This window comes from Salipiger sp. ABN3_019 (assembly GCF_056158605.1).
This window is the reverse complement of the sequence record NZ_JBSWTP010000009.1, coordinates 1,319,217-1,345,859: the sequence shown is the minus strand read 5'-3', so window position 1 is coordinate 1,345,859 and position 26,643 is coordinate 1,319,217. Positions and strand designations below refer to the sequence as shown.

The 26,643-nt window shown below is 65.0% G+C and carries 27 protein-coding genes and 2 pseudogenes; 16 read left to right on the top strand and 13 right to left on the bottom strand.

The window, feature by feature from the left end; genetic code table 11:
* Positions 1–34: 34 nt before the first annotated feature.
* Both ACXAD2_RS14675 and deoD read left to right on the top strand, forming a co-directional pair.
* Complete coding sequence (locus tag ACXAD2_RS14675) at positions 35–346, top strand: H-NS histone family protein (RefSeq protein ID WP_066101798.1); 312 nt, start codon at positions 35–37, stop codon at positions 344–346.
* Positions 346–1,050 (top strand): purine-nucleoside phosphorylase, encoded by a 705-nt coding sequence (deoD, locus tag ACXAD2_RS14670; RefSeq protein ID WP_066101800.1) that lies wholly within the window; start codon positions 346–348, stop codon positions 1,048–1,050. Before ACXAD2_RS14675 ends, deoD begins: the two co-directional genes overlap by 1 nt.
* A 50-nt stretch (positions 1,051–1,100) precedes the next feature.
* Here the strand turns inward: deoD and ACXAD2_RS14665 are convergent, their stop codons facing one another.
* The 13 genes and pseudogenes from ACXAD2_RS14665 to ACXAD2_RS14605 all read right to left on the bottom strand — a co-directional run bounded on the left by ACXAD2_RS14665 (position 1,101) and on the right by ACXAD2_RS14605 (position 10,720).
* Complete coding sequence (locus tag ACXAD2_RS14665) at positions 1,101–1,982, bottom strand: urea carboxylase-associated family protein (protein WP_475171479.1); 882 nt, start codon at positions 1,980–1,982, stop codon at positions 1,101–1,103.
* A 67-nt stretch (positions 1,983–2,049) separates the two neighbouring features.
* Positions 2,050–3,207 (bottom strand): acyltransferase family protein, encoded by a 1,158-nt coding sequence (locus ACXAD2_RS14660; protein WP_475171477.1) that lies wholly within the window; start codon positions 3,205–3,207, stop codon positions 2,050–2,052.
* 169 nt (positions 3,208–3,376) lie between these two features.
* Positions 3,377–3,598, bottom strand: a complete 222-nt coding sequence (locus ACXAD2_RS14655; RefSeq protein WP_475171476.1) for a hypothetical protein — start codon at positions 3,596–3,598, stop codon at positions 3,377–3,379.
* A gap of 93 nt (positions 3,599–3,691) precedes the next feature.
* Positions 3,692–3,853: a hypothetical protein gene (locus ACXAD2_RS14650; RefSeq protein WP_475171475.1), complete on the bottom strand. Its 162-nt coding sequence runs from the start codon at positions 3,851–3,853 to the stop codon at positions 3,692–3,694.
* Positions 3,854–4,063: 210 nt separating this feature from the next.
* A complete protein-coding gene (locus ACXAD2_RS14645; protein WP_066101809.1) occupies positions 4,064–4,843 on the bottom strand; it encodes a succinate dehydrogenase iron-sulfur subunit in 780 nt (259 codons plus the stop codon).
* A gap of 9 nt (positions 4,844–4,852) precedes the next feature.
* Positions 4,853–5,161 (bottom strand): hypothetical protein, encoded by a 309-nt coding sequence (locus tag ACXAD2_RS14640; RefSeq protein ID WP_475171473.1) that lies wholly within the window; start codon positions 5,159–5,161, stop codon positions 4,853–4,855.
* Positions 5,161–6,966: a succinate dehydrogenase flavoprotein subunit gene (sdhA, locus tag ACXAD2_RS14635; RefSeq protein WP_475171472.1), complete on the bottom strand. Its 1,806-nt coding sequence runs from the start codon at positions 6,964–6,966 to the stop codon at positions 5,161–5,163. The genes ACXAD2_RS14640 and sdhA overlap by 1 nt, the downstream gene beginning before the upstream one ends.
* A gap of 25 nt (positions 6,967–6,991) precedes the next feature.
* Positions 6,992–7,363 (bottom strand): succinate dehydrogenase, hydrophobic membrane anchor protein, encoded by a 372-nt coding sequence (locus ACXAD2_RS14630; RefSeq protein WP_066101821.1) that lies wholly within the window; start codon positions 7,361–7,363, stop codon positions 6,992–6,994.
* A gap of 10 nt (positions 7,364–7,373) precedes the next feature.
* Positions 7,374–7,763, bottom strand: coding sequence for a succinate dehydrogenase, cytochrome b556 subunit (gene sdhC, locus ACXAD2_RS14625; protein WP_066101824.1), 390 nt, complete (start codon positions 7,761–7,763; stop codon positions 7,374–7,376).
* Positions 7,764–8,030: 267 nt separating this feature from the next.
* Positions 8,031–9,063, bottom strand: a pseudogene (locus tag ACXAD2_RS14620) (MaoC family dehydratase).
* Positions 9,063–9,266: a DUF1737 domain-containing protein gene (locus ACXAD2_RS14615; protein WP_066101829.1), complete on the bottom strand. Its 204-nt coding sequence runs from the start codon at positions 9,264–9,266 to the stop codon at positions 9,063–9,065. The pseudogene ACXAD2_RS14620 and the gene ACXAD2_RS14615 overlap by 1 nt, the downstream one beginning before the upstream one ends.
* Before the next feature lie 18 nt (positions 9,267–9,284).
* Entirely contained in the window at positions 9,285–9,830 is a 546-nt protein-coding gene (locus ACXAD2_RS14610) for an NnrU family protein (RefSeq protein WP_475171470.1), read from the bottom strand.
* Positions 9,831–9,868: 38 nt separating this feature from the next.
* Positions 9,869–10,720 carry an HpcH/HpaI aldolase/citrate lyase family protein gene (locus ACXAD2_RS14605; RefSeq protein WP_475171469.1) on the bottom strand — a complete coding sequence of 284 codons (852 nt, stop codon included), beginning with the start codon at positions 10,718–10,720 and terminating at the stop codon, positions 9,869–9,871.
* A 252-nt stretch (positions 10,721–10,972) separates the two neighbouring features.
* On the opposite strand from ACXAD2_RS14605, the gene ACXAD2_RS14600 reads away from it, so the two are divergent.
* The 14 genes and pseudogenes from ACXAD2_RS14600 to lpdA all read left to right on the top strand — a co-directional run bounded on the left by ACXAD2_RS14600 (position 10,973) and on the right by lpdA (position 26,417).
* Positions 10,973–11,296, top strand: a complete 324-nt coding sequence (locus ACXAD2_RS14600) for a hypothetical protein (RefSeq protein WP_224898959.1) — start codon at positions 10,973–10,975, stop codon at positions 11,294–11,296.
* 176 nt (positions 11,297–11,472) lie between these two features.
* Complete coding sequence (gene osmF / locus ACXAD2_RS14595; protein ID WP_475171466.1) at positions 11,473–12,387, top strand: glycine betaine ABC transporter substrate-binding protein OsmF; 915 nt, start codon at positions 11,473–11,475, stop codon at positions 12,385–12,387.
* A gap of 20 nt (positions 12,388–12,407) precedes the next feature.
* Positions 12,408–13,574, top strand: a complete 1,167-nt coding sequence (locus tag ACXAD2_RS14590; RefSeq protein ID WP_475171464.1) for an ABC transporter permease — start codon at positions 12,408–12,410, stop codon at positions 13,572–13,574.
* Positions 13,571–14,506, top strand: coding sequence for an ABC transporter ATP-binding protein (locus ACXAD2_RS14585; protein WP_475171463.1), 936 nt, complete (start codon positions 13,571–13,573; stop codon positions 14,504–14,506). Before ACXAD2_RS14590 ends, ACXAD2_RS14585 begins: the two co-directional genes overlap by 4 nt.
* On the top strand, positions 14,503–15,240 hold the full coding sequence (locus ACXAD2_RS14580; protein ID WP_475171462.1) for an ABC transporter permease: 738 nt from the start codon (positions 14,503–14,505) through the stop codon (positions 15,238–15,240). The genes ACXAD2_RS14585 and ACXAD2_RS14580 overlap by 4 nt, the downstream gene beginning before the upstream one ends.
* A 315-nt stretch (positions 15,241–15,555) precedes the next feature.
* The gene (gene mdh, locus ACXAD2_RS14575; protein WP_224898943.1) at positions 15,556–16,518 is read left to right on the top strand and encodes a malate dehydrogenase; all 963 of its coding nucleotides are present in this window, start codon (positions 15,556–15,558) and stop codon (positions 16,516–16,518) included.
* A gap of 427 nt (positions 16,519–16,945) precedes the next feature.
* Positions 16,946–18,139 carry an ADP-forming succinate--CoA ligase subunit beta gene (gene sucC / locus ACXAD2_RS14570; protein ID WP_066101849.1) on the top strand — a complete coding sequence of 398 codons (1,194 nt, stop codon included), beginning with the start codon at positions 16,946–16,948 and terminating at the stop codon, positions 18,137–18,139.
* Between the two features lie 2 nt (positions 18,140–18,141).
* Entirely contained in the window at positions 18,142–18,501 is a 360-nt protein-coding gene (locus ACXAD2_RS14565; protein ID WP_475171459.1) for a hypothetical protein, read from the top strand.
* Between the two features lie 60 nt (positions 18,502–18,561).
* Positions 18,562–19,447, top strand: a pseudogene (sucD, locus tag ACXAD2_RS14560) (succinate--CoA ligase subunit alpha).
* Between the two features lie 156 nt (positions 19,448–19,603).
* Positions 19,604–22,573: a 2-oxoglutarate dehydrogenase E1 component gene (locus tag ACXAD2_RS14555; RefSeq protein ID WP_475171457.1), complete on the top strand. Its 2,970-nt coding sequence runs from the start codon at positions 19,604–19,606 to the stop codon at positions 22,571–22,573.
* Positions 22,574–22,577: 4 nt separating this feature from the next.
* Positions 22,578–24,101, top strand: coding sequence for a 2-oxoglutarate dehydrogenase complex dihydrolipoyllysine-residue succinyltransferase (gene odhB, locus ACXAD2_RS14550; RefSeq protein WP_475171456.1), 1,524 nt, complete (start codon positions 22,578–22,580; stop codon positions 24,099–24,101).
* A 123-nt stretch (positions 24,102–24,224) separates the two neighbouring features.
* On the top strand, positions 24,225–24,458 hold the full coding sequence (locus ACXAD2_RS14545) for a hypothetical protein (RefSeq protein WP_475171455.1): 234 nt from the start codon (positions 24,225–24,227) through the stop codon (positions 24,456–24,458).
* 7 nt (positions 24,459–24,465) lie between these two features.
* Positions 24,466–24,855, top strand: coding sequence for an MAPEG family protein (locus tag ACXAD2_RS14540; protein ID WP_475171453.1), 390 nt, complete (start codon positions 24,466–24,468; stop codon positions 24,853–24,855).
* A 167-nt stretch (positions 24,856–25,022) separates the two neighbouring features.
* Positions 25,023–26,417, top strand: coding sequence for a dihydrolipoyl dehydrogenase (lpdA, locus tag ACXAD2_RS14535; protein ID WP_475171451.1), 1,395 nt, complete (start codon positions 25,023–25,025; stop codon positions 26,415–26,417).
* Positions 26,418–26,643 lie beyond the last annotated feature (226 nt).

Below are 26,643 nucleotides of genomic sequence, written 5' to 3'. Positions count from 1 at the left end.
CCAAATTTTATAGGCACAGAAAACGGAGACGAACGTGAATATTGACCTTGATACCCTGTCGAAAGATGAGTTGAAGCAACTCAAGGCGGACGTGGAAAAGGCTCTGGTAACGATTGACGCACGCCGCAAGGCCGAAGCCAAACGTGCAGCAGAGCAGATCGCCAAAGAATTCGGATACTCGCTGGATGAAATCATCGCCGCGGGCGGCACCAAGGGCTCCAAAGGCGCCCCGAAATACGCCAACCCGGCAGACCCGGCCCAGACATGGACCGGCCGTGGACGCAAACCCAACTGGGTGATCGAAGCGCTTGACGAGGGCAAATCGCTCGAAGATCTCGCTCTCTGATGACGGTCCATATCGGAGCAAAGCCCGGCGAAATTGCCGAGACCGTCCTGATGCCCGGAGATCCGCTGCGCGCCGAATGGGTCGCGCAGACGTTTCTTGAGAACGCAGAATGCGTGAACCGGGTGCGGGGCATGTACGGATACACCGGAACCTGGAAAGGCAACCGGGTGAGCGTACATGGCTCCGGCATGGGTATGCCCAGCCTGTCTATCTACGCCAACGAGTTGATCCGGGATTACGGGGCAAAGACCCTGATCCGGATCGGCTCCTGCGGCGCGATGCAGGAAAAGGTCGCGCTGAGGGACGTCATCCTTGCGATGAGCGCCAGCAGCCTGTCCACCCCCTCGCGTGGTATCTTCCGCGAGTTGAACTTTGCGCCCTGCGCCGATTACGGCCTGTTGCGCGCCGCCGCCGATGCGGCAGAGCGCATGGGCGCCAACACCCATGTCGGCAACATCTACTCTGCCGACGTGTTCTATGACGAACGCCCCGATCTCAACGAGATCATGACCCGTCACGGGATCTTGGGCGTGGAGATGGAGGCGGCCGAGCTTTACAACCTCGCCGCCCGGCATGGGGTCCGCGCGCTTGCGGTGCTGACCGTGTCGGACCACCTGATGACGCATGAGGCGCTGCCGGCAGAAGACCGGCAAAGCTCTTTTGCGGAGATGGTCGAAATCGCACTCCACGCGGCGTTCGACTGAGACACCGGGCGGGGCAGAAGCCCCGCTCGTCTTCTCGCCCCCCTGCCCTGTTACAGACCGTGGCTGCCGTCGTAGCCGTTGCGCGCGGGCGGCTGCCAGCCGCGCAGCGCGTCCTCGGGCGCCTTGAGGATGTCGACCTCCAGCGGCGAGCAAAGCGCCGTGTCAGAGCTGTGCTCGGCGCTGCAATCGCCGCCCGGGCAGGCGCTGATCGCGCCCAGCAGGTTGATCTCGGCAAAGAAGGTCAGCGTATCGCCGGGGCGCACCGGGCTGGCCTTCATGAAATACTGACCGGTGTCGCGGGTGAAGCCGGTGCACATGAAGACGTTCAGCACGTCATGCACATGGCGCGCGGCCTCTTCGGCGGACATGCCGGTCTCCGCCGCAAGCACCCGCGTCAGGTTCGAATGGCAGCAATGGTGATACTGGCCACCGCCGCTCAGCAGGTGATGCGTGTGGGGATCGCAGCGCGTGCCGATCACATCATGCACCGAGCCGCCGAACTCATCGATGCCATACCATCCAAGGCTGTCCTGCACGATCGTCGCCATCGGGCGCAGATAGGGGAAGCAGGACCACATGCGCTCGCCCACCGTCAGATGTGTGCCGTGCAAGGCGCGCGTCTTGCCGGAATAGAAGCGCTCGGAGAGGTCTTCGGCGTTCCAGATGTTGAGGTCCCCGACCTGCGGCGCGCCGACACAGCGCACGCGGAAAAAGCCCCCTGCTGGGACGCGGAAGCTGCAGGCCTCACGCGGCGCGGCGACGATGGTCTCGACCAGTTCCGCCCGTTCGAGCGCTTGGCCGTAGAGCGCCATGTCAGGCACCGGCAGCGTCTCATTGGGGTAGCAGACCACCGGCGGGATCGCACGGCGCGCTGCCGCGTCCTCAGGCGCGCTGACGGGGCTTGTGGCGGCTTGGGTGGAAGATTGTGTCATGGGCTCTCTCCTTTGCGCCAGATGGCCCTCTGGCCGCGCTCAGCGCAAGCCCTCCTGCCGCGTCAGATCAGCCTTCTGCCATGCGCTCGGCCCCAGCGCTGCGCGGAGGCTGCAAGCGCCGAAGGGCGCGCAGCATCGGGCGTTCCACCAGCAGATGCGCCAGAACGCCCGCCAGTACGCCGCCACACACCAGCACCAGCAGCGCCGGCCCGGGCGTCAGCCCCTGACCAAGCCCCAAAGCCCCCATCGCCCGCGCCGTCATGGCCAGCGCGATGCCGTGCACGAGATAGATGGCGTAGGACGCGTCGCCGAGAAAGACCATCCACCGCCCCGCGCGCAGCTTGCCCCCGTATTCACATGCCGCCAGCCCGGCGATTGCAAGCGCCGCGAAGGCACCGAACAGACCCGTGCGCAAAGCCGAAGGGATCGCCGTAACGCCATAGGCCTCCAGAAGCCCGACACCGAAAAAGCCGACGATGCCGACCAGCAGAACGCCGAGCGCCGGTATCAGGGCAAGCCGGCGAAAGCCCCATGCGGCGCAGATGCCAAAGGCAAAGAGCAGATTGTGCGGCGCAAGCAGCAGGTCGACCGGATAGGCGCTGATTTCAAACGGCAGCGCGATTACAATCGCGGCCTGCCAGACTGCAAACATCAGCCCCCCGGGACGCGGCGCGAAAATCACCAAGGCAAAGAATGCGTAGAACAGCATCTCGTGGCTCAATGTCCACGCCTGCTCGAGCATAAAGGGGCTGCCATCAGGCAGAGGGACCAGCGATAGCGCGTAGAGAAATTGCTCTGGCGAGACCCTCTCCGCGCCAATGCCCGCGAGCATCAGCAGCGCGAGGCCGGACAGGATGCACCAGTAAAACGGCAAAATGCGCAGCGCCCGCTTTTGCATGAACCGCCCGGCGGCAGACCGGTCGCCGATATCGCGCCGGTGCAATAGCCACATGAGAAAGCCGCTCAGCACAAAGAAGAAGTCGACCCCGGCATATCCCATGTCAAACGCAGGGCTGACGATCTCGCCCGGCTTGACCCATCCCGGCAGAAAGAACGCATGGGCATGAAAGGCGACAACCGCAATGGCAGCAATCGCCCGGCCAGCCTGCAGCGTCGTGAGCCTTTGGGCGCCAAGATCATGCCCAAAGCCATTCCTCCCGCGTGCGCTATCTTGCGAAGGGTCGATGATGGCCTCCCGGGGTCGGATTGAACCGGGTGAAATCATCTTCCGGCGCCAGGGCTGTGCCTTGGGCGCCCCTACGCACATCAATTGCGTAGATTTGTTCAGATTTGGTTAACCGCGAAACAGCCGCCGAAAGCCCCATCGGCAAGCGCTGATGCGCCTTGCGTATCGCAAGCGCTGTCCAAGCAAATTGGCGATCTCAGGATGCGGACTATCGCTGCGAACCGGGGCCCGGCTGCCTTTCGGTCCGAAAGCAGCGCTCTGGCGTTTGTCCCTGCGGTCCGCGCGTGGTTGCGCCGCATTGGACGCAAATCCATTGGCTGTCTGCCGCGCTGCGCCGTTCGCGCCAGCGGCATTTGCGCGTCTCCCCGTGCCGGTAATTGAACACCAGCAGCAGGATGATCGCGACGAGAAAGAGCCCCGCGAAGATCATCGGGGGCTCTTTTCGCAAATTCGTGTCGGGTGCAAAGCGCGCATAAACCTTGAGCTAGCGCGCAAAGCCGCCGGAGGCCAGTCTGGTGACGGGTCAGGCGGCCTGATAATAATCCAGCGTGCCCAGATCGGCGGTCGCGTCCTTCTGAGAGGCGTGCACCAGTGCGGGCTCGGGCTGGTAGTAGGCGAAGGCCTGCTCGAGCGCGTCGAGGGCTTCACGGGCGGCGGTCTCGGTCTTTGCAGCAGTCGCGGTCATTGCGTTCATCCTTGATCTCACGATCTCCTCCCGTCTGCCCTCCTAAATAGGTCTTTCTGCGCCGCAGCACACCCGCCTATCGTGCATGTGCGCCTTGCGCTCACTGCAAGCGTACGGGGCAAACGTAGGGCGCAAACCTACAGCCCGCCACCCAAAGCAAAGCGCCGCCCCCAAAGGGAGCGGCGCCAAATCTTGTGCGATCGCTGCGGATCAGACGTGCCGTTCCAGCATCATCTTCTTGATCTCGCCGATCGCCTTCGCCGGGTTCAGACCCTTCGGGCAGGTCTTGGCGCAGTTCATGATGGTGTGGCAGCGATAGAGCTTGAACGGATCCTCAAGCTCGTCGAGACGCTCGCCGGTGGCTTCATCGCGGCTGTCGATGATCCAGCGGTAAGCGTGCAGCAGCGCGGCCGGGCCGAGGTAGCGGTCAGAGTTCCACCAGTAGCTCGGGCAGGAGGTCGAGCAGGAGGCGCACATCACGCACTCATAAAGACCGTCGAGCTTTTTGCGGTCCTCGATGGACTGCTTCCACTCTTTCTGCGGACGGTTAGTCTTGGTCTCCAGCCACGGCATGATCGATGCGTGCTGCGCGTAGAAATGCGTGAGGTCGGGGATCAGGTCTTTCACCACCGGCATGTGCGGCAGCGGGTAGATCTTCACGTCGCCCTTCACCTCGTCGAGGCCGTAGATGCAGGCCAGCGTGTTGATCCCGTCGATGTTCATCGCGCAGGACCCGCAGATGCCTTCCCGGCACGAGCGGCGGAAGGTCAGCGTGGGGTCGATCTCGTTCTTGATCTTGATCAGAGCGTCCAGGACCATCGGACCGCATTTGTCCATGTCGAGGAAATAGGTGTCGACCCGCGGGTTCTCACCGTCATCCGGGCTCCAGCGGTAGATCTTGAACGCCCGCACATTGGTCGCGCCCTCGGGCTTCGGCCAGGTCTTGCCGGTGCGGATTTTAGAGTTCTTGGGAAGTGTAAATTGAACCATGTCTCTCTCCTATCGGACGAGGGCCGGCAGCCCCTCGGCTGCCAAGCAGGTCAGGGTCTCGGGTTTCGAGACGATGTCGGAAACGACTTCGACGGTGCTGGCCGTGGGCCCTGTGACGCTGTCGGCGGCCAGCGCATAGATCTGCGTGGAGGACGCATTGTCGATCACGCAGTCCAGCGCCGGTTCCACCGGCACACCGGGGTACCTGTCGGCCACGACGCGGGCGACCGTGGATTTCGCGGCTTGCCGCGCAATCTGGTCCTGCGTCTGGGCCGAACAGGCCGCCAGCACAACAACAAGGCCAAGGGCTGCCCGCATCAGAACGTCCGTGCCTTCGGCGCGATCTTCTTCAGCGAGATGCCGCCCTGCTCTTCTTTGGTGAGCGGGTCCAGAACCACCGGGCGGTAGCTCAGGTCGACCTTGTTGCCTTCGACGCGGCTGATCGTGTGCACACGCCAGTTCTCGTCGTCACGCTCGGCGAAGTCCTCATGCGCGTGGGCGCCGCGGCTTTCGTGGCGCGCTTCGGCACCGACGATGGTCGCGATGGCGTTCGGCATCAGGTTGGTCAGCTCGAGGCTTTCCATCAGGTCCGAGTTCCAGATCAGCGAGCGGTCGGTGACTTTGATGTCGCCCAGCTTGCCGGCGATCTCGGTCATCTTGACCTTGCCGTCCTTCAGCGTGTCGGACGCACGGAACACCGCCGCATCCGCCTGCATGGTGCGCTGCATCTCGAGGCGCAGCTCGGCGGTCGGGATCGCGCCCGAGGCGTTGCGCACGCTGTCGAAGCGGTCGAACGCCTTGTCGATCTGCGACTTGGGCGCGGTCGGCACGGCGGACGCGCGGTCGATCACCTCACCGGCGCGGATCGCGGCGGCGCGGCCAAAGACCACGAGGTCAATGAGCGAGTTCGAGCCCAGACGGTTGGCCCCATGCACCGAGGCACAGCCGGCCTCGCCCACGGCCATCAGGCCCGGCACGACGGCGTTGGGATCCTCGGCGGTCGGGTTCAGCACCTCGCCCCAGTAGTTGGTCGGGATGCCACCCATGTTGTAGTGCACGGTCGGCAGAACCGGGATCGGCTCTTTGGTCACGTCCACGCCGGCGAAGATCTTCGCGCTCTCGGAGATGCCCGGCAGACGCTCGGCGAGCGCTTCTTTGGGCAGGTGCGAGAGGTTGAGGTGGATGTGATCGCCATGCTCGCCCACGCCGCGGCCTTCGCGGATTTCCATGGTCATGCAGCGCGAGACATAGTCGCGGGGCGCGAGGTCTTTGTACTGGGGCGCATAACGCTCCATGAACCGCTCGCCGTCCTTGTTGGTCAGGTAACCGCCTTCACCGCGGGCCCCCTCGGTGATCAGGCAGCCCGAGCCGTAGATGCCGGTGGGGTGGAACTGCACGAATTCCATGTCCTGCAGCGGCAGACCCGCACGGGCCACCATGCCGCCGCCGTCGCCGGTGCAGGTGTGCGCCGAGGTCGCCGAGAAGTAGGCGCGACCGTAGCCGCCGGTGGCGAGCACCACGGTCTTGGCGTTGAACACGTGGAAGGTGCCGTCGTCGAGCTTCCAGCACAGCACGCCCTTGCAGACGCCGTCTTCCATCAGCAGGTCGATGGCGAAATACTCGATGTAGAACTCTGCGTTGTTCTTCAGCGACTGGCCGTAGAGCGTGTGCAGGATCGCGTGGCCGGTCCGGTCGGCGGCGGCGCAGGTGCGCTGCACGGCGGGGCCTTCACCAAACTCGGTGGTGTGGCCGCCGAACGGGCGCTGGTAGATCTTGCCCTCTTCGGTCCGCGAGAACGGCACGCCGTAGTGCTCGAGCTCATAGACCGCGGCGGGTGCCGAACGGGCGAGGTATTCCATGGCGTCGGTGTCACCGAGCCAGTCGGAGCCTTTCACCGTGTCGTACATGTGCCACTGCCAGTTGTCGGGGCCCATGTTGGCCAGCGAGGCGGCAATGCCGCCCTGCGCCGCAACGGTGTGCGAGCGGGTCGGGAACACCTTGGAGATACATGCGGTGCGAAGGCCCTGCTCCGCCATGCCGAGGGTCGCGCGCAGACCGGCACCGCCGGCACCGACGACCACGACGTCATAGTCATGCGTCTCGTATTCGTAAGCTGCTGTCATTTTCTTTTTTCCTCGAGCCGCGAAGTCAGAGTGCCAGTTTCACCAGCGCGAAGAGCGCGCCCGCAATCATCGCCCAGGACAGGGCCTGCACCGCGACAAGCAGCAGCTTGCCGGTCGTGCCGTGGACATAGTCGATGAGGGCTTCGTCGATCTCGCCCTTGCAGTGCAGGATCACGACCACGGCGGTCAGCGCGGTGACGATCGCCGGGAAGGGGCGCGCGAAATAGGCCAGAACGTCCTCGTGGCTGCTGCCAAGCGCGAGGCCGAAGGTGATGACGAAGAGCGGAACAAGCACCACCAGCGCGGCCGAGGTGATGATAGCGTTCCAATGGTGGTGGGTGCCGGTGTGACCCGCGCCCAGTCCCTGCGCAAGTTTGCGGTCGGTCAGAAATCGCATGGGTCTCTCCTTACACCACGATGATGGTCAGCAGGGTCAGCACGGTGGCGCCGATGAACATGCCCCATCCAAGCTTTGTCGCGATCTCGACTTCCATGAGGTAGCCCAGATCCCAGATCACGTGACGCAGACGGCCCAGCATGTGATACCAGATTGCCCAAGTCGCCAGCAGCATCAGCAGATCACCGATGAAGCTGGTCAGAATGCCATCGACGACGGCAAAAGCTTCGGGGGAGGAGGCTGCGGCGATCAGCCAGCACACCACAAGAAACGCAAAGCCGAATGTCGCGATTCCGGTGATCCTGACCATGATGGAAGAGATCGACGTCATCTGGGGGCGGTAGTACTGCCCGATCATGAAGGGTGAAAGCGGGCGACTGCCCCGGTTCACATCGGCCATGGCTTGTCCTTTTCGGTTCCCTTGTGGGCGCGTTCTAGCGCCTCTTGCCCTGCTCTGTCACGCGGCACCAAAGCCCTTGGGGGTGTTTTTTCCGCCGAAAACCAAAAAATGATCGGAATATGTGATCACACGAGAAAAAGCGTGATCACATTTACGGCGCTAACAGCCGCAGAAGCGAGACTCGCCTTATTCCTAAGTATTTATGTCGGATTTCTGCGCCGCAGCGGCCCGACTCAGAGCCTTGCGCGCAATTCGCCATGCGTCAGATCAGCGCGGGATCAGCGCCCAGTAATCGAGGTCCAGCAGCACCTCGGGACGGTATTTTCCATCCTCGCCCCTCAGCGCGAAAGGTGCCCCGCCCTTGGTCGCGACCAGCCGCAGCCGCAGCGCGCCGACCCCCGGCGCGGCGGTCTCGGCGCGGTCCAGCACCTCGGACCAGACCTTGATGGTATCTCCCGCAAAACAAGGGTTTGCATGCGCGCCCCCGTTGAGCCCGACGATCATTTGCGCATTCGCCAGCCCGTTGAAGCTCAGCGCCCGCGCCATGGACATCACATGCCCGCCATAGATCAGCCGCTTGCCGTCCTCGCGGAAAGTGGCGTCGAAATGCACCTTGGCGGTGTTCTGCCACAGGCGCGTCGCCAGCATGTGCTCGGCCTCCTCGATGGTCACCCCATCGACGTGGTCGATCTGCTCGCCGATCTCGTAATCGCCCCAGCGGTGCGGCTCGCCCGCGAGGGTGAAATCGTAATTCGTGAAGTCGAGCCCCTCTGGGATCACCAGAATCTTCGGGGGCCAACACCGTCTTGAGGTCCGGCAGCACCGTCTCCGGCGCGGGGGCGCCCATGTTCTTTTTGCGCACCATCACCCAGCGGCAATAGTCCAGCACGGTCTCGCCGCGCTGGTTGGTGCCGCGGGTGCGCACATAGACCACCCCCGACTTGCCGTTCGAGTTCTGCTTGAGCCCGATCACCTCGGACGACGACCGCAGCGTGTCTCCGGCATAGACCGGCTTCAGCCAGCGCCCCTCGGCATAGCCAAGATTGGCCACGGCGTTGAGCGAGACATCCGGCACGGTCTTGCCAAAGACGATATGGAAGGCCGCCAGATCATCCAGCGGCGATGCGGGCAGACCAACGCTCCGGGCAAACTCATCCGAGGAGTAAAGCGCATGCCGGGCCGGGTAGAGCGCGTGATAAAGCGCCCTCTCCCCGCCCGAGACGGTGCGCGGCACGGCGTGGTCGATGACCTGCCCGATGCTGTAATCCTCGAAGAACCGTCCGGGGTTGGTCTTGGCCATCACTGCGCTCCCAGTTTCATGTCCGGCGTATAGGGCGTGTCGATCTCCTTGGTGACGGCCTGACCGCAGCGCATGACGCCATTGGCGCTGTCGAAGGCATAGGTTGGGCTGCCGTGCAGTTCCCAGCCTTTGCTCAGCGCCTCGGAGACCTTGTGGCAGAAGGCCGAGGTGTCGTCCTCGGAGAGAAAGCGATAGATTTTCATGCGTGTATTCCGGAAGTTTTAACCAAAGGTGGGGTAGCCGAGCCAGGTGTGGATCGCCCCGATGACAAAGAGCAGCACCACGCTCGCAGCAAGGAAGATCAGGTCTTTCTTGATCGGCCCTTTCGCGGGCGGCACCCATTCAGGCTCGGCACGGTTGATCGTGCTCATCTCGACCAGCGCCCAGATGCCAAGGCCACCGAACAGCACGAAGGACGGCGTGTCGCCGTTCACCATCAGATGCGCGATGGTCCACAGCAGGAACCCGGTGAGCATCGGGTGGCGCATCTTGTAGAAGAGCGCGCCCTTTTTCGGTCCCGGCGAGGTGAAGTAGAGCGCCGCCAGCATCAGCAGATTGTTGATGCCCACGGTGGCCGGGGTGCGTCCGTAGAAGAAGGCACCGTCGGCCATGCGGTAGCCGAAGATCATCAGGACGATGCTGACCAGCAGCGCAAGCGCCACCGCGCCCTTGCCCTTGTCGCCCATCTTTGCACGCGCCTCGGGGGCGAGGCGTTTGAACAGATGCGCCGCCCACCAGAGCGCAACGCCGAGAATCAAAAGCAGCATGGGTATCTCCTATTGCCGAGCCTGCTTTGACCCTGCCTTCATACCCCCATGGCGGCAATGGCATCTGCTTTGGCCAGCACGGATTTCGCCGTGACCACATGCAGGTTCTCGACGATCTTGCCGTCGACGACGGCAACCCCCTGCCCCTCGGCCTCGGCGGCCTCGAAGGCGGCGATCTGCCGCTGCGCCAGTTCGATCTCACCCTCGCTGGGCGCAAAGGCGGCATTGGCGATCTCGACCTGCGCCGGGTGGATCAGCGTCTTGCCGTCAAAGCCCATATCGCGGCCCTGCGCGCATTCGCCCTTCAGCCCCGCGTCGTCCTTGAAGGCATTGTAGACGCCATCGACGATGATGCAGCCGCTCGCCTTGGCGGCCAGCAGGCACAGCTGCAGCGAGGTGAGCATCGGCAGCCGGTCCGCGCGGAAACGCGCATTCAGTTCCTTGGCCAGATCATTTGTGCCCATGACCATGCCCGCCAGCCGCGGATACGCGCCGATGGCCGCCGCGTTGAGCATGCCCTTCGGCGTCTCCATCATCGCCCAGAGCGGCTTGTCGGTGAGTTTTGCCAGTGCATCGAGCTGCGCCGGCTCCTCGACCTTCGGCAGCAGCACCGCGTCGCAGTCCATGGCATCGGCGGCCTTGGCATCGGCCTCACCCCATTCGGTGTCGAGCCCGTTGATCCGCACGATCCGCGTCCGGAGGCCATAGCCCCCCGCGCCCAGCGCCGCGCCCAGCGTCTCACGTGCGGCGGGTTTTTCCGCCGGGGACACCGCGTCTTCCAGATCGAAGATGATCGCATCCACCGGCAGCCCGCGCGCCTTATCCAGCGCACGCTCTTTCGAGCCGGGGATATAGAGAACCGAGCGGTAGGGCCGAAGCGCGAGATCCATGCCTTCCTCCATCAAGCAATAATCTTGCGCCAGTGATGCAATTCTTTTTCAAAAACTGCAAGCCCAATCATGCCGCAGCGCAGAAGACGTTTAAATCTCCAGAATTTTAACCGGACGCGGTCGCTTAACCAATCCTTTGGACATGCCGCGCAGGCTTTGAAGACAAGGCATTGAACCCGCGCCGAGGCGACGCGCCCACCGAACACACCCGCCGTCCGCACGATACGTTCGAACGATATGAGGGGAAACAAGATGACCCTAGACAGACGCCTTCCGCTTTCTGGCCTCCCGCTTTCCGGCCTCCTGCTCTTGCTGGGCCTGCCCGCCGCTGCGGACCAGTCCGCCTGCGGCCCGCGCGATCAGATCGTCGCCCGGCTCGCGGCCACCTATGGCGAGACGCGGCAGTCCATCGGCCTTGGCAACAACAATGCGGTGATGGAGCTTTTCGCCTCGGATGAAACCGGCAGCTGGACGATCACGGTCACCGGCACCGATGGCGTCACCTGTCTCGTTGCCAGCGGCCTCGCCTTCGAGGCGCTGCACGAGCCGCTGCCTCCGACGGACAGCGACGCCTGAACACGCGACCCTAAAAAACGAGCCTGCCCCCGCCCAACGACCCAAATTTCTCCGCCAATCCCTACCCCGCGCGGCAATTTCGCCGCGCACCTTGGCCCGCCGCCTCCGCCGCCTAGTTTCTGTGCAGAACTCTGTCATACTCGACGGGACGCAACGGAAAGGGAGCCGGAAGCGCCATGCTGACCCACAAATTTTTCACCGCCACCAGCCTTGCCGCCGCACTCGCCGCTCTGGCAGGTGCCGCACAGGCCGACATCACAGTCTCTTCGAAGATCGACACCGAGGGCGGGCTGCTCGGCAATGTCATCGCCCTCGCGCTCGAGGACGCGGGCCTGCCGGTCGAGCGGCGCCTGCAATTGGGCGGCACCCAAGTGGTGCGCGAGGCGATCCTCGCCGATCAGATCGACATTTACCCCGAGTACACCGGCAACGCCGCCTTCTTCTTCAACGAGGCCGACAGTGACGTCTGGAAGGATGCAGACAAAGCCCATGCCCGCGCCAAGGAACTCGATGCCGAGAACGGCATCACCTGGCTCAGCTCTGCCCCTGCCAACAACACTTGGGCCATCGCGGTCACCGGCCCGGTCGCCGAAGAGAACAGCCTCTCGACCATGTCTGACTTCGGCGCTTGGATCGCGGATGGCGGCGAGGTGAAGCTGGCCGCCTCCACCGAGTTTGTCTCCTCCCCTGCCGTTCTGCCCGCCATGCAGACGACCTATGGCTTCGAGCTGTCCGAGGATCAGACAGTGATCCTGTCGGGCGGCGACACCGCTGCCACCATCCAAGCCGCCGCGCGCGGCACCTCGGGCGTGAATGCCGCGATGGTCTATGGCACCGACGGCGGCGTCGGCGCCACCGGCCTAAAGGTGATGGAAGACGACAAGGGCGTGCAGCCGGTCTATGAGCCCACGCCCATCGTGCGGGACGCCGTGCTCGAGGAATACCCCTCCATCCCCGAGGTGCTGAACCCGATCTTCGAAGGGCTCGACATGGAAACCCTGCAAGAGCTCAACGGCCGCATTCAGGTCGGCGGCGAGCCTGCCGAGGCCGTTGCGCGTGACTATCTCACGCAAACCGGGGTGCTGGACTGATCCTCGGCCGCAGCGTGCAGATGTCTGATGCCGGGCGGGGCCTGTCTCCGCCCGGCGTGCTCTTTGCGGGGCTGGGGCTGGCCGCGCTGGCCCTGCCCTTCCTGACCCTGCGCGCCAACCGCATCGTCGCGGGCGACGGGGTGATGCTCTGGGACAGCGCGCCGCTCTCGCATGTGCTCCCCGGCCTGCTGGCGATGGCCGCCGGTCTGGCGCTCGGCCTTCCCGCCTCCGCCCCGCTGCGCCGCTTTGGCGGAAGCCTGCTTGGCCTTGCCGGGCTGCTTTGGCTGCTCGCGACCGGCGCTGGCGCGCTGCTGGTCGATGCCGGAGATCTGGCCCGCGTCTCGCCGGCCGCCGGGTTCTGGTGCCTGCTGCTCACGCTTATGCTGCTGATGGCCGACGCGCTGGCGCAGATGAAGCCCGGCCCCAAGGCCCGCGCCGGGCTGCTGGTGCTGCTGCTGGCGGCGCTCGCCGCCGTGCTCTGGTCCGGCATGCTGTCGGATCTGTCGATCGCGCAGGAATACGCCAGCCGCCGAGATGCCTTCCGCTCCGCCACCCTCCGCCACACCGGCCTTGCCTTCGGCTCGCTGGCCGCCGCAGCCGCCATCGGCTTTCCGCTCGGCATCCTGTGCCACCGCCGTCCCGGCCTGCGCGGCGCGACGCTGCCCGTGCTGAGCTTCCTGCAAACCATCCCCTCGCTTGCCATGTTCGGCATCATGATCCCGATCCTCGGATGGGTCGGCAGCAGCTTTCCCGCCGCGCAGGCGCTCGGCATCGCGGGCATCGGCTTTGCCCCGGCGTTCCTTGCGCTGGTGCTGTATTCGCTGCTGCCAGTGGTCTCGAACACCGTAGCCGGGCTCGACGCCGCGCCACCCGCCGCCACCGAGGCCGCGCGCGGCATGGGCATGACCCCGGCCCAGCGTCTGTGGAAGGTCGAACTGCCGCTCGGCATGCCGGTGATCCTTGCCGGGTTGCGCATCGTGCTGGTGCAGAACATCGGGCTGGCGGTGATCGCCGGGCTGATCGGCGGCGGCGGCTACGGCACATTCGTCTTTCAGGGCCTCAACCAGACCGCCACGGACCTCATCTTGCTGGGCGCCCTGCCCACGGTTCTGATGGCGCTCGTCTCTGCCGTCGTCATGGACATCCTCGTGGACCTCACCCGCCGCACCCCGGAGCGCCCCACATGATCGAGATCGACAAGCTCACCAAGACCTATGGCGAAACCCGCGCCGTCGATGCCGTCTCGATGACCGTCGAGACCGGCACGATCACCGCCATTGTCGGCACCTCCGGCTCGGGCAAGACGACGCTGCTGCGGATGATCAACCGGCTGGTCGAGCCCACCTCCGGCGAGGTCCGGATCAATGGCGAGCCCACCCACGCGCTCAAACCCCATATCCTGCGCCGCCGCATCGGCTATGCCATTCAGGGCCACGGGCTCTTTCCCCACCACTCGGTCGCGCGCAACATCGCCGCCGTCCCCGATCTGCTGGGCTGGCCCAAGGACAAGACCGCAGCGCGGGTCGACGAGCTGCTCACCCTCTTTGGCATGGAGCCCGCCGACTTCCGCGAGCGTTTCCCCGCCGAGCTTTCGGGCGGCCAGCAGCAGCGCGTCGGCGTCGCCCGCGCGCTGGCCTCGCGCCCCGATCTTCTGCTGATGGACGAGCCCTTTGGCGCGCTCGACCCGATCATCCGCACCCGCGCGCAGGCCGACCTCAAGGACATCCAACGCAAGCTCGGCTCGACGATCATGCTGGTGACCCACGACATGGACGAGGCGATCAGCCTCGGCGACCGGGTCGCGGTGATGGATGGCGGCAAGCTGGTGCAATACGGCCCACCCGACGAGATCGTTGCCAGCCCCGCCACGCGCTTTGTCGCCGATATGGTGGGCGATGCCGAGCGGCCCATGCGGCTGCTGTCGCTGATCCCCGCCGCCGACCTGGCCGAGGACGGCGCCGCCGAGGGCAGCCCCCTGCCCGCCGGAGCCAGCCTGCGCGAGGCGCTGTCGGCCTGCCTCTGGAGCGGGCGCGAGGCGGTGCCGGTCGAACGTGAGGGCCAGCCCGCGGGCCGGGTCACGCTGGCGGCGATCCGGGCCCGTGCGGAGCGGCACGCGTGAAACCGGGGCTGATCCTGCGCGCAGCGCTCGTTCTGCTGCTGCTGGCATTGGTGCTGAAGCCCGGCCTCTTCGAGCCGGTCTTTGCGCCTTTCGCGCCGGAAAACGGCCCGGTGATCTACACCCGCAGCTCGCTGCTGTCGCTCTCGCTGAGCCACCTTGGCCTTGTCGCGGCCGCCTCGCTGGCGGCCACGCTGGTGGCGGTGACGCTGGCGATCCTCGTCACCCGCCCCGCGGGCGCGGCCTTCCGCCCGCTGTCGCGCACCATCACCAACGTCGGCCAGACCTTCCCGCCGGTCGCGGTGCTGGCGCTGGCGGTCCCGGCGCTCGGCTTCGGCGCCGGGCCGACGCTGGTGGCGCTGTTTCTCTATGGGCTGCTGCCGATCTTCGAGAACGCCATGACCGGGCTCTCGACCCTGCCGCCCACCACCATGGAGGCGGCGCGCGGCATCGGGCTCGACCGGCGGCAACGGCTGCTGCAGGTCGAACTGCCGCTGGCCGCGCCGGTGATCCTTGCGGGCATCCGCCTGTCGGTGGTCATCGCCCTCGGCACCGCCACCATCGGCTCGACCGTGGCAGCGCGGACCCTCGGCGAGGTGATCATCGCCGGGCTGCTTACCAGCAACACCGCCTTCGTGCTGCAGGGCGGGCTGATCGTCGGGCTGTTCGCGGTGCTGATCTATGACGCGCTGGTGCAGCTCGAGAAGCATCTGGCGCGCCGCATGGGCCGCGGATGACCCCGGTCACCAGACAAGCCACCAGACCAGCCACCCCACCGGCGATCTGACAAAAAGAATCGCCCATCTGCCTGTGAATGCGGCAAGTTGCACCCCCGGCCAGCCCCGATCACGGCGATGGGAAAGCCGCTTTGTGGCAAAAAGCATACGCTGGCATACATCCACCAATTCACTGACATTTAACGACTTTATCGCAACCATGCCGCGTGGTCAGGCGGGACGGCATGAAATTGCTGCCGCGCAGCGCCCTTGCGCGCCGGCGGCAGAGACCTTACGCAAACGTCGGACTTCACAAATGGAGCGGAGAACAGATCCATGGCCAGACCCAAGATCGCCCTCATCGGCGCGGGACAGATTGGCGGCACGCTTGCACACCTCGCGGCCCTGAAGGAACTCGGCGACGTCGTGCTCTTCGACATCTCGGAAGGCACTCCCGAAGGCAAAGCCCTCGACATCGCAGAGTCGGGCCCCTCGGAAGGCTTCGACGCCAAGCTCAAGGGCACCCAGGACTACGCTGACATCGCCGGCGCCGACGTCTGCATCGTGACCGCGGGCGTTCCGCGCAAGCCGGGCATGAGCCGCGACGACCTGCTGGGCATCAACCTCAAGGTGATGAAATCGGTCGGCGAAGGCATCCGCGACAACGCCCCCGACGCTTTCGTCATCTGCATCACCAACCCGCTCGACGCGATGGTCTGGGCGCTGCAGAAGTTCTCGGGCCTGCCCGCGCACAAGGTCTGCGGCATGGCTGGTGTGCTCGACTCGGCCCGCTTCCGCCACTTCCTGTCGGTGGAATTCGACGTGTCGATGAAAGACGTCACCGCCTTCGTTCTGGGCGGCCACGGCGACACGATGGTTCCCTCGGTGCGTTACTCGACCGTTGCCGGCATCCCGCTGCCGGATCTGGTCGACATGGGCTGGACCACGCAGGAGAAGCTGGACGCCATCGTGCAGCGCACCCGTGACGGCGGCGCAGAGATCGTTGGCCTGCTGAAGACCGGCTCGGCCTTCTACGCACCGGCAACCTCGGCGATCGAGATGGCCGAAGCTTACCTCAAAGACCAGAAGCGCGTCCTGCCCTGCGCGGCGATGTGCGAAGGCGAGTTCGGCCTCGACGGCATGTATGTGGGCGTGCCCACCGTGATCGGCGCTGGCGGCATCGAGAAGATCGTCAACATCAAGCTCACCAAAGAAGAGCAAGAGATGTTCGACAAGTCGGTCGCAGCCGTGAAGGGCCTCGTCGAGGCCTGCAAAGGCATCGACGGCTCTCTGGCATAAGCCATCCGGCCCGCCCAAGGGCCAGAGCAGACAGTCCAAGCCCCGGCGCGCTCGCGTGCCGGGGCTTTTTCGTTGCGCCTCTCCTCAAACGACGTGCGTCAGCGCCGCTCAGTTCGGCCCCCTCACAGCGCGATCCGCGGTCAAAGCGCGACGATCCGCCGCTTCGCTGGCGCTTGACCTCCCAGCGCGCGCCGGGTGGCCAGCCATGCTATCCTGCCCATCAAACGGGCACCGCGCTGATTCCCGCGACGCACGGCGCTAACAGGATCCCACATTCCCGAGATTTGTGATCACGCTTTTTCCGGGCGTGATCACAACGGCGAAAAAATCTCGCAAATCTTCGCCGAAAGGCAAAAATCCCTTCGCGTGCTGCGATATGCGGGCGTATACCCACCCCGAAATCGCAGCAAGACGGGAAGAGTCTTCCATGAACATCCATGAATATCAGGCGAAAGCGCTCCTGCGCGAATACGGCTGCCCGGTTTCGGACGGCCGTGTCGTGCTCAGCGCCAACGAAGCCAAGACCGCTGCAGGCGAGCTCGACGGTCCGCTCTGGGTCGTCAAGGCGCAGATCCACGCCGGCGGCCGCGGCAAGGGCTCGTTCAAGGAAGCCGAAGCTGGTGAGAAGGGCGGCGTCCGTCTTGCCAAGTCGGTGGAAGAGGCGGCCGAAGAGGCCAAGAAGATGCTCGGCAAGACGCTGGTGACCCACCAGACCGGCCCCGCCGGCAAGCAGGTCAACCGCATCTACATCGAAGACGGTTCGGACATCGAGCGCGAGCTCTATCTCGCCCTGCTCGTCGACCGCGTGACCAGCCGCGTCTCCTTCGTCTGCTCGACCGAGGGCGGCATGGACATCGAGGAGGTCGCAGCCTCGACCCCCGAGAAAATCCTCTCCTTCTCCGTCGACCCGGCCACCGGCTACCAGCCGTTCCACGGCCGCCGCGTCGCCTTTGCTCTCGGCCTTGAAGGCGCTGCCATGAAGCAGTGCGTCAAGCTGATGGGCCAGCTCTACAAGGCCTTCATCGAGAAGGACATGGAGATGCTGGAGATCAACCCGCTGATCCTCATGCCCGGTGGCAGCCTCAAGGTGCTCGACGCGAAGCTCGGCTTCGACGGCAACGCCATGTACCGCCAGCCCGACATCGCCAACCTGCGCGACGAGACCGAGGAAGACGCCAAGGAACTCGAAGCCTCCAAGTACGACCTCAACTACATCGCTCTGGATGGTGAGATCGGCTGCATGGTGAACGGCGCGGGCCTCGCGATGGCCACGATGGACATCATCAAGCTCTACGGCGCAGAACCGGCCAACTTCCTCGACGTGGGTGGCGGCGCCACCAAAGAGAAGGTGACCGAGGCGTTCAAGATCATCACCTCTGACGACAACGTCAAAGGCATCCTGGTGAACATCTTCGGCGGCATCATGCGCTGCGACGTGATCGCCGAGGGCGTCATCGCCGCGGTGAAGGAAGTGGGCCTGCAGGTTCCGCTCGTCGTCCGCCTCGAAGGCACCAACGTGGAGCTCGGCAAGAAGATCATCAACGAGTCCGGTCTCGACGTGATCGCCGCCGACAACCTCTCCGACGGCGCCGAGAAGATCGTGAAAGCGGTCAAGGGCTGATCATGCGCAAGCTTTCGTTCGTCCTCCTCCTCCTGGCAGCCGGGTGCTCCGAAGCATCCCGCCCTGCCTCCGAGGCAGCAATTGTCGGTGGAGATAACGCTTATCTCTACCAGACCGGCGCGGTCGAGACGAACGGAGGCGGCATGGTTCTGGGCTGCCACGAGCCGGGTGCTCAGTTGGTGACCACGGCCGAAGGGCACAGAAGTTGCGTCAATGTCTCGGGGGCACACCTCGAGGTTGGCAGCACCGACCCCTTCGATCCTCTGGTCATTGACCGCCTGACGCAGCAGGCGAACCAGACGGGCCAGGACCAAGCCTACACGAACGGCATCTACACCGTGACCGTCGGTCCCAAATCTTGAAGAACCTCTGGCACGGGGTCACCCCCGGCCGCCAAACATTCAATTCAGGAGAACGCCACAATGGCAGTCCTCGTTGACGAAAATACCAAAGTCATCTGTCAGGGCCTGACCGGCTCGCAGGGCACCTTCCACACCGAGCAGGCCATCGCCTACGGCACCAAGATGGTCGGCGGCGTGACCCCCGGCAAAGGCGGCCAAGAGCACCTCGGCCTGCCCGTGTTCAACTCGGTCCACGAAGCCAAGCACGTGACCGAAGCCAACGCGTCGGTGATCTACGTGCCCCCGCCCTTCGCCGCGGACTTCGATCCTCGAGGCGATCGACGCCGGCATCGAGCTGATCATCTGCATCACCGAGGGCATCCCGGTGCTCGACATGATGAAGGTGAAGCGCGCGCTGGTGGACAGCAAGTCGCGTCTCATCGGCCCGAACTGCCCGGGTGTCATCACCCCGGACGCCTGCAAGATCGGCATCATGCCCGGCCACATCCACAAGCGTGGCTCGGTCGGCGTTGTGTCGCGCTCGGGCACGCTCACCTATGAAGCCGTGAAGCAGACCACCGACATGGGCCTCGGCCAGTCGTCGGCTGTCGGCATCGGCGGCGACCCCATCAAGGGCACCGAACACATCGACGTGCTCGACATGTTCCTCGACGATCCGGAAACCGAATCCATCATCATGATCGGTGAGATCGGTGGCTCGGCCGAAGAAGAAGCCGCCGAGTTCCTCAAGGAGCAGAAGAAAAAAGGCCGCTGGAAGCCGACCGCTGGCTTCATCGCGGGCCGCACGGCCCCTCCGGGCCGCCGCATGGGCCACGCTGGCGCGATCGTCGCCGGTGGCAAAGGCGGCGCCGAGGACAAGATCGAAGCGATGAAATCGGCAGGTATCGTCGTGGCAGACAGCCCGGCGACGCTTGGTGAGGCTGTCATGAAAGCCATCAAGGGCTAAATAGCACTCAGCAGGGCGGGTCCGCCCGCCCTGCGCCCCCGAAAGTTCCGCTCAAGGGTTCCGGCCCGCAGAGCATCCGGAGCATCATGACGGGGGCCTTTACCCAAAGGCCCCTCTCCTGCTGCTTCAACGATCGGTCAGAAAGGAATGCGCGCGATGACGGATCAAGGCTCGAATGACCAGTTCCACGCCCTCAGCTTTATGCAGGGCGCGAACGCGGAATATCTCGAACAGATGTATGCTCGCTATGCCGATGACCCCAATGCGGTCGACGAGGCATGGAGCGAGTTCTTCAAACAACTTGGCGACGACGAAACCAGCGTGAAGGCCGAGGCGAAAGGCGCGTCCTGGGAGCGTGCCGATTGGCCGCCGACCCCGAACGACGACCTGACCGCCGCGATCACCGGCGAATGGCCGATGGTGCCCGCCGCCGAGGCAAAGGGCGCGGGCAAGAAGATCGCCGCCAAGGCCGCCGAAAAGGGCGTCGAGGTCACCGACGATCAGGTCAAGCGCGCCGTGCTCGACTCGATCCGTGCGCTGATGATCATCCGCGCGCACCGTATCCGCGGCCACCTCGCCGCCGATCTCGATCCGCTGGGCCTGCACGGCCGCGAGCCGCACCCCGAGCTCGACCCCAAGGCATACGGCTTCACCGACGCCGACATGGATCGCCCGATCTTCATCGACAATGTGCTCGGCCTGCAGGTCGCCTCGATGCGCGAGATCATGGGCGTGCTCAAGCGCACCTATTGCGGCACCTTCGCGCTGCAGTACATGCACATCTCGGACCCCGAGCAGTCGGCATGGCTGAAAGAGCGGATCGAGGGCTACGGCAAGGAAGTGAAGTTCACCCGTGAAGGGCGCCGCGCCATCCTCAACAAGATGGTCGAGGCAGAGGGCTTCGAGAAGTTCCTGCACGTCAAATACATGGGCACCAAGCGCTTCGGCCTCGACGGCGGCGAGAGCTTGATCCCGGCGCTCGAGCAGATCATCAAGCGCGGCGGCGCGCTCGGCATCAAAGAGATCGTCTTCGGCATGCCGCACCGCGGCCGCCTGTCGGTGCTCGCCAACGTGCTGCAAAAGCCCTACCGCGCGATCTTCAACGAATTCCAGGGCGGCTCGTTCAAGCCCGAGGACGTTGATGGCTCGGGCGACGTGAAATACCACCTCGGCGCCTCCTCGGACCGCACCTTCGACGAGAACGAGGTGCACCTGTCGCTGACCGCCAACCCCTCGCACCTCGAGGCGGTGAACCCGGTCGTTCTGGGCAAGGTCCGCGCCAAGCAGGACCAGCTCGGCGACACCGAGCGCGCGCAGGTTCTGCCGGTGCTGCTGCACGGCGACGCGGCCTTCGCGGGTCAGGGCGTCGTGGCCGAATGCTTCGCGCTTTCGGGTCTGCGCGGCCACCGCACCGGCGGCACCATCCACGTCGTGGTGAACAACCAGATCGGCTTCACCACCGCGCCGCACTTCTCGCGCTCCTCGCCCTACCCCACCGACAACGCGCTGGTGGTCGAGGCGCCGATCTTCCACGTCAACGGCGACGATCCCGAAGCCGTGGTGCACGCTGCCAAGGTCGCGACCGAGTTCCGCCAGAAGTTCGGCAAGGACGTGGTCATCGACATCTTCTGCTACCGCCGGTTTGGTCACAACGAGGGCGACGAGCCCATGTTCACCAACCCGATCATGTACAAGAAGATCAAGCAGCAGAAGACCACGCTGACGCTCTACACCGATCGCCTCGTCAAGGACGGGCTGATCCCCGAGGGCGAGATCGAAGACATGAAGGCGGCCTTCCAGTCGCACCTCAACGAAGAGTTCGAGGCGGGCAAGACCTACAAGCCGAACAAGGCCGACTGGCTCGATGGCCGTTGGTCGCATCTCGACGCGCAGAAGGAAGGCAACTACCAGCGCGGCGAAACCGCCCTGAAGGAAGAGACGCTCGCCGAGATCGGCACCGGTCTGACCACCGTCCCCGAGGGCTTCCCGCTGCACAAGACCGTGGGCCGTTTCCTCGATGCCCGCTCGAAGATGTTCGAAAGCGGCAAGGGCTTTGACTGGGCGACCGGCGAAGCGCTGGCCTTCGGCTCGCTGCTCACCGAGGGCTACCCGGTGCGCCTTGCCGGTCAAGACAGCACGCGCGGCACCTTCTCGCAGCGCCACTCGGGCCTGATCAACCAAGACAACGAAGACCGTTACTACCCGCTCAACAACATCCGCGAAGGTCAGGCCCGTTACGAGGTCATCGACTCCGCGCTGTCGGAATATGCGGTCTCGGGCTTCGAATATGGCTACTCGCTGGCCGAGCCCAACGCGCTCGTGCTGTGGGAAGCGCAGTTCGGCGACTTCGCCAACGGCGCGCAGATCATGTTCGACCAGTTCATCTCGTCGGGCGAAAGCAAGTGGCTGCGCATGTCGGGCCTCGTGTGCCTGCTGCCGCATGGCTACGAGGGTCAGGGCCCCGAGCACTCCTCGGCCCGTCTCGAGCGCTTCCTGCAGATGTGCGGTCAGGACAACTGGATCGTGGCCAACGTCTCGACCCCGGCCAACTACTTCCACATCCTGCGCCGCCAGCTGCACCGCAGCTACCGCAAGCCGCTGATCATGATGACGCCGAAATCGCTTCTGCGTCACAAGCTGGCGGTCTCCGAGGCCAAGGACTTCACCACCGGCTCCTCGTTCCACCGCGTCCTCTGGGACAGCGCGGAGTTGGGCGAGAGCAGCACCAAGCTGGTGGCCGACGACAAGATCAAGCGCGTCGTGATGTGCTCGGGCAAGGTCTACTACGACCTGCTCGAAGAGCGCGACGCCCGCGGCATCGACGATGTCTACCTGCTGCGGATCGAGCAGTTCTACCCCTTCCCGGCGATCTCGCTGGTCAAGGAGCTGGAACGCTTCAAGGGCGCCGAGATGATCTGGTGTCAGGAAGAGCCCAAGAACCAGGGCGCCTGGACCTTCATCGAGCCCAACATCGAATGGGTGCTGGGGCGTATCGACGCCACGCACAAGCGGCCGGTCTATGTCGGTCGCGCCACCTCGGCCTCGCCCGCAACGGGTCTGGCCAGCCAGCACAAGGCACAGCAAGAGGCGCTTGTGAACGAAGCGCTGACCATCGAAGGGAAATGAAGCGATGACGACCGAAGTGCGCGTCCCCACGCTGGGCGAATCCGTGACCGAAGCCACGGTGGCCACCTGGTTCAAGAAACCCGGCGATTCCGTCGCCGTTGACGAGATGCTCTGCGAGCTCGAGACCGACAAGGTGACCGTCGAGGTCCCCTCGCCCGTCGCTGGCGTGCTCGAAGACATCGTCGCCAAGGAAGGTGACACCGTGGGCGTGGACGCCCTGCTGGCCAATGTCGCCCCCGCTGGCGAAGCTGGCTCGACCACCGTCGAAGAGCGTCCCTCGGCCAAGGCCGAAGCGGCGCCCGCCGCCTCGGGCGGCGGCGAAGAGGTCAAGGTGATGGTCCCCACGCTGGGCGAGTTGGTCTCCGAGGCCACCGTCGCCACCTGGTTCAAGAAGGTCGGTGACAGCGTCGCCGCCGACGAGATGCTCTGCGAGCTGGAAACCGACAAAGTGTCGGTCGAGGTTCCCGCGCCCGCCGCTGGCACGTTGACCGCGATCCTCGCCGAGGAAGGCGCCACCGTTCAGGCCGGCGGCCAGCTCGCCGTGCTCGGCGGCGCCTCGGGCGCTGTCGATCCCACCGCCGGGCAGACCACCCAGTACGACACGCCGCCCGCAGGCGACGCCAACGGCTCCAAGGACATCGAGGACGCCCCGGCGGCCAAGAAAGCCATGGCCGAGGCTGGCATCGGCCGCGATCAGGTTCAGGGCTCGGGCAAAGACGGCCGCGTCATGAAGCATGACGTCTCCGCCGCGCTTTCGGCTGCCAAATCGGCACCGGCTCCGGCCGCCCCGGCTCAGGCCAAGCGCGCCCCGAGCCCGGCAGAGGACGCCGCCCGCGAAGAGCGCGTCAAGATGACCCGCCTGCGCCAGACCATCGCCAAGCGCCTCAAGGACGCGCAGAACACCGCGGCCATGCTGACCACCTACAACGAGGTGGACATGACCGAGGTGATGGCGCTGCGTTCGCAGTACAAGGACCTCTTCGAGAAGAAGCATGGCGCCCGTCTCGGCTTCATGTCCTTCTTCACCAAGGCCTGCGTGCACGCGCTGAAAGAAGTCCCCGAGGTGAACGCCGAGATCGACGGCACCGATGTGGTCTACAAGAACTTCGTGCACATGGGCATCGCCGCCGGCACGCCGCAGGGCCTCGTGGTTCCGGTGCTGCGCGACGTCGACCAGAAGTCCTTTGCCGAGATCGAGCTGGAGATCGCCGAGAAGGGCAAGCGCGCCCGTGACGGCAAGCTGTCGATGGCCGAGATGCAGGGCGGCACCTTCACCATCTCCAACGGTGGTGTCTACGGCTCGCTGATGTCCTCGCCGATCCTCAACCCCCCGCAGTCGGGCATCCTCGGCATGCACAAGATCCAGGACCGTCCGATGGTCGTCAACGGCGAGATCAAGATCCGCCCGATGATGTACCTCGCGCTCAGCTACGATCACCGCATCGTCGACGGCAAGGGCGCCGTGACCTTCCTGGTCCGCATCAAGGAAGCGCTCGAGGATCCGCGCCGCCTGCTGATGGATCTCTGATCCAGCTTGGGGCGCCCGCCGGACGCGGCGCGCCCCGAAAGACATTCGTTCCGCCCGGATCTCCGGATCCTCGCATCCCCGGGCGGGACCCACAGCGCCGATATATCTGCGATGGAGGTCCCGATGAGCCAGCAGCTCCTGCTCCGCTACGACAGTTTCGACCGCACCCGCTTTGATGACGAGGCGGAAAACCGCGCCAACGCCGGGCTCACCCTGCTGCAGCTCTGGCTTGAGGACAGCGCGGCGCATTGGGCGCTTTTCTCCGTCAACGACATCGACAAGGCCAAGAGCTGGCTCAAGCAGGACGCGGCGCTCGGCCACGCTCCCGCCGCAGCGCATTTCCTGAGCACCGCCTGAGCCGCCGATGACGCCCGAACTTTTCGCACTCACCCTCGCCGCATTGCTGCAGGTCGCGCAGATGGCGCTCTATTCCGTGCTCGCGCAACGTCAGGTCGGCCGCGCCTACGCGGTCTCGCCGCGCGACGAGGGACGCGAGCTTACCGGCCTTGCGGCCCGCGCGCAGCGCGCCATGAACAACCATTTCGAAGGGCTGATCCTCTTCACCATCGCGGTGATGGTGGTGACCTATTCCGATCAGGGCGGCAGCGGCTCCGCGCTCTGCGCGCTGACCTATCTTGTCGCCCGCGTGCTCTATGTCCCCGCCTATCTCTTCGGCTGGGCGCCGTGGCGCTCGCTGATCTGGGCGGTGGGCCTGCTGGCCACCGTGCTGATGCTGCTCGGAGCGCTGCTATGACCGCGCCCCGCCCCGCTCTTCGTCTAGAGAAAAATATCCCGGGGGACGTCCACCGCAGGTGGACGGGGGGCAGCGCCCCCGCCGTCCCCTCCGCTTTCGAATATGCATGGATTGTGCATGCGATGTGCATGCCCCGTGCCCCCAGAATTACCCGATAGGAGACCCCAATGGCACAATACGACGTCATCGTGATCGGCGCCGGCCCGGGCGGCTATGTGGCCGCCATCCGCTGCGCCCAGCTCGGCCTGAAAACCGCCTGCGTGGAGGGCCGCGAGACCCTCGGCGGCACCTGCCTCAACGTGGGCTGCATCCCCTCCAAGGCGCTGCTGCACGCCTCGCACCAGCTGCATGAGGCAGAGCATAACTTCGCCAAGATGGGCCTCAAGGGCGCCGCGCCCAAGGTCGATTGGAAGCAGATGCTCGCCTATAAGGACGACGTGATCGGCCAGAACACCAAGGGCATCGAGTTCCTGTTCAAGAAGAACAAGGTCGACTGGCTCAAGGGCTGGGGCTCGATCCCCGAGGCCGGCAAGGTCAAGGTCGGTGACGAAGTGCACGAGGCCAAGAACATCATCATCGCCACCGGCTCGGTGCCCGCTTCCGTGCCGGGCGCAGAGGTCGAGGTCGACGAAAAGACCGTCGTCACCTCCACCGGCGCGCTGGAACTTGGCAAGATTCCCAAGAAGATGGTCGTCATCGGCGCTGGCGTGATCGGCCTCGAGATGGGCTCGGTCTACGCCCGCCTCGGCACCGAGGTCGAGGTGATCGAATTCCTCGACGCCATCACCCCCGGCATGGACGCCGAGGTGCAGAAGACCTTCCAGCGCATGCTGTCGAAGCAGGGCCTGAAGTTCACCATGGGCGCGGCTGTCTCCAAGGTCGAGACCAAGGGCGGCAAGGCCACGGTCAGCTACAAGCTGCGCAAGGACGACAGTGAGCATTCCACCGAAGCCGACGTGGTGCTCTGCGCCACCGGCCGCGCGCCCTACACCGACGGGCTCGGCCTCGAGGCGCTCGGCGTGAAGCTGACCAAGCGCGGCCAGATCGAGACCGACGGCCACTGGCAGACCGCCGTGAAGGGCGTCTACGCCATCGGCGACGCCATCGAAGGCCCGATGCTGGCCCATAAGGCCGAAGACGAAGGCATGGCCTGCGCCGAGGTCATCGCCGGCAAGGCGGGTCATGTGAACTACGAGGTCATCCCGGGCGTGATCTACACCCACCCCGAGGTCGCCACGGTCGGCAAGACCGAGCAGCAGCTCAAGGAAGAAGGCCGCGCCTATAAGGTCGGCAAGTTCTCCTTCATGGGCAATGGCCGCGCCAAGGCCGTGTTTGCCGGCGAGGGCTTCGTGAAGCTGATCGTCGACAAGGAAACCGACCGCGTGCTCGGCTGCCACATCATCGGCCCGTCGGCAGGTGACCTGATTCACGAGATCTGCGTGGCGATGGAATTCGGCGCCTCCGCCGAGGACGTCGCGCTGACCTGCCACGCTCACCCGACCTTCTCGGAAGCGGTGCGCGAAGCGGCGCTGGCCTGCGGCGACGGCGCGATCCACGCCTGATCGCCTCGCCTGAGGAATGCAAAGGCCCCCGAGCGCTGCTCGGGGGCCTTTTGTTTTGGGCTGCCCGAAGGCGAAACCGAAAGCGAACCGGAAAGCCACGGTTTCAACCTGTGTTTGCCGCGACGTCACAGCGTCCTTGCCGGATCGTGAAAACGGGGAGTAAACTCAACCTAGGAACGATTATTTCTCGCCATTTCGCGCCACCCGGACCCGATCTTTTCCGGTC

Excerpts from the sequence above, each read along its gene's own strand:
- sdhA (WP_475171472.1), bottom strand. The coding sequence starts at position 6,966 with ATGACAGCAGCTTACGAATACGAGACGCATGACTATGACGTCGTGGTC.
- ACXAD2_RS14630 (WP_066101821.1), bottom strand. The coding sequence starts at position 7,363 with ATGCGATTTCTGACCGACCGCAAACTTGCGCAGGGACTGGGCGCGGGT.
- ACXAD2_RS14590 (WP_475171464.1), top strand. The coding sequence starts at position 12,408 with ATGTCTGATGCCGGGCGGGGCCTGTCTCCGCCCGGCGTGCTCTTTGCG.
- ACXAD2_RS14645 (WP_066101809.1), bottom strand. The coding sequence starts at position 4,843 with ATGGTTCAATTTACACTTCCCAAGAACTCTAAAATCCGCACCGGCAAG.
- osmF (WP_475171466.1), top strand. The coding sequence starts at position 11,473 with ATGCTGACCCACAAATTTTTCACCGCCACCAGCCTTGCCGCCGCACTC.
- lpdA (WP_475171451.1), top strand. The coding sequence starts at position 25,023 with ATGGCACAATACGACGTCATCGTGATCGGCGCCGGCCCGGGCGGCTAT.
- ACXAD2_RS14605 (WP_475171469.1), bottom strand. The coding sequence starts at position 10,720 with ATGGATCTCGCGCTTCGGCCCTACCGCTCGGTTCTCTATATCCCCGGC.
- ACXAD2_RS14540 (WP_475171453.1), top strand. The coding sequence starts at position 24,466 with ATGACGCCCGAACTTTTCGCACTCACCCTCGCCGCATTGCTGCAGGTC.
- ACXAD2_RS14600 (WP_224898959.1), top strand. The coding sequence starts at position 10,973 with ATGACCCTAGACAGACGCCTTCCGCTTTCTGGCCTCCCGCTTTCCGGC.
- ACXAD2_RS14610 (WP_475171470.1), bottom strand. The coding sequence starts at position 9,830 with ATGCTGCTTTTGATTCTCGGCGTTGCGCTCTGGTGGGCGGCGCATCTG.
- ACXAD2_RS14555 (WP_475171457.1), top strand. The coding sequence starts at position 19,604 with ATGACGGATCAAGGCTCGAATGACCAGTTCCACGCCCTCAGCTTTATG.
- sdhC (WP_066101824.1), bottom strand. The coding sequence starts at position 7,763 with ATGGCCGATGTGAACCGGGGCAGTCGCCCGCTTTCACCCTTCATGATC.
- odhB (WP_475171456.1), top strand. The coding sequence starts at position 22,578 with ATGACGACCGAAGTGCGCGTCCCCACGCTGGGCGAATCCGTGACCGAA.
- ACXAD2_RS14660 (WP_475171477.1), bottom strand. The coding sequence starts at position 3,207 with ATGATTTCACCCGGTTCAATCCGACCCCGGGAGGCCATCATCGACCCT.
- ACXAD2_RS14665 (WP_475171479.1), bottom strand. The coding sequence starts at position 1,982 with ATGACACAATCTTCCACCCAAGCCGCCACAAGCCCCGTCAGCGCGCCT.
- ACXAD2_RS14615 (WP_066101829.1), bottom strand. The coding sequence starts at position 9,266 with ATGAAAATCTATCGCTTTCTCTCCGAGGACGACACCTCGGCCTTCTGC.
- ACXAD2_RS14585 (WP_475171463.1), top strand. The coding sequence starts at position 13,571 with ATGATCGAGATCGACAAGCTCACCAAGACCTATGGCGAAACCCGCGCC.
- ACXAD2_RS14640 (WP_475171473.1), bottom strand. The coding sequence starts at position 5,161 with ATGCGGGCAGCCCTTGGCCTTGTTGTTGTGCTGGCGGCCTGTTCGGCC.
- sucC (WP_066101849.1), top strand. The coding sequence starts at position 16,946 with ATGAACATCCATGAATATCAGGCGAAAGCGCTCCTGCGCGAATACGGC.
- ACXAD2_RS14545 (WP_475171455.1), top strand. The coding sequence starts at position 24,225 with ATGAGCCAGCAGCTCCTGCTCCGCTACGACAGTTTCGACCGCACCCGC.
- deoD (WP_066101800.1), top strand. The coding sequence starts at position 346 with ATGACGGTCCATATCGGAGCAAAGCCCGGCGAAATTGCCGAGACCGTC.
- ACXAD2_RS14655 (WP_475171476.1), bottom strand. The coding sequence starts at position 3,598 with ATGATCTTCGCGGGGCTCTTTCTCGTCGCGATCATCCTGCTGCTGGTG.
- ACXAD2_RS14565 (WP_475171459.1), top strand. The coding sequence starts at position 18,142 with ATGCGCAAGCTTTCGTTCGTCCTCCTCCTCCTGGCAGCCGGGTGCTCC.
- mdh (WP_224898943.1), top strand. The coding sequence starts at position 15,556 with ATGGCCAGACCCAAGATCGCCCTCATCGGCGCGGGACAGATTGGCGGC.
- ACXAD2_RS14650 (WP_475171475.1), bottom strand. The coding sequence starts at position 3,853 with ATGACCGCGACTGCTGCAAAGACCGAGACCGCCGCCCGTGAAGCCCTC.